The sequence below is a fragment of the Paenibacillus sp. P4_E11 genome (assembly GCF_056401635.1).
Genome location: NZ_JBFUIX010000623.1, coordinates 1 through 773 on the forward strand (window position 1 = coordinate 1; position 773 = coordinate 773).

Annotated in this window: 2 protein-coding genes; both read right to left on the minus strand. The window is 46.3% G+C overall.

Annotated elements, in window-relative coordinates; all coding sequences use genetic code 11:
• The coding region (locus tag AC1DWB_RS36510) for a M16 family metallopeptidase (RefSeq protein ID WP_477545930.1) at positions 1-336 on the minus strand (336 nt) is incomplete at its 3' end.
• Between the two features lie 2 nt (positions 337-338).
• Positions 339-773: insulinase family protein (locus AC1DWB_RS36515; RefSeq protein WP_477545931.1), on the minus strand; the 435-nt coding region annotated here is incomplete at its 5' end.

Consider the following 773-nt stretch of genomic DNA (forward strand, 5'->3'; position numbering starts at 1 on the left):
CTCATGAATATGTCCGGTGGCGGAAAACAAATAAACCGTCCGATCGAAGCTGGTAAAGGCATTCGCTGATGCTCCTAATGAAGCGAACTGGGCGAATATATCTCCCGTCGGCTCCTCGAACATTTTGTGTTCCAGGAAGTGCGCTATTCCGTCCGGGACTTGAACTTCATCTTGACCTTCTACTTGGAAGTGATTATCGATTGAGCCGTAATGAGTGGAGAACGTCGCATACGTTTTCTGAAATCCAGTCTTAGGCAGTATATAAACGTTCAAGCCGTTCGGCAATTGTTCGTGATATACCGTTTCCTGCAGCTTGGTAAAAGGAATAGCTTGCATGGTCAGTTTCCTCCCTTCCGGTCTCTTAAGAAGTAGATCGTATCCAACTTGACAGTCTCAGCTACTCTCTGAATAGCCGCAATGTCAACTTGCTCTGTCGCCTCAATCAGTGCTTCCGCTGTTCTCTCCTTGCCCGAGAGCTGACTGTTGTAATCAAGCGCGATCATCTCGAATGCCGAATCCTTGCTTTCTCTAAGTTGATTGGCGATCATCGCTCTAGTCTGGGACAGCTCAAGTTCATTGATTTCTCCGTTCACCATGGCTTCCAATTGTTGTTTCATAATCGCTACGGCCTTCTCATAATTCGCGAATTCAATTCCTGATTGCAGGGTGAGAATTCCTTTATGCCCGTCAAACCGAGAAGAAGCATAATAAGCTAAGCTCTCTTTCTCCCTGACATTAATGAACAGCTTGGAGTGAGGATAGCCACCCAGTAT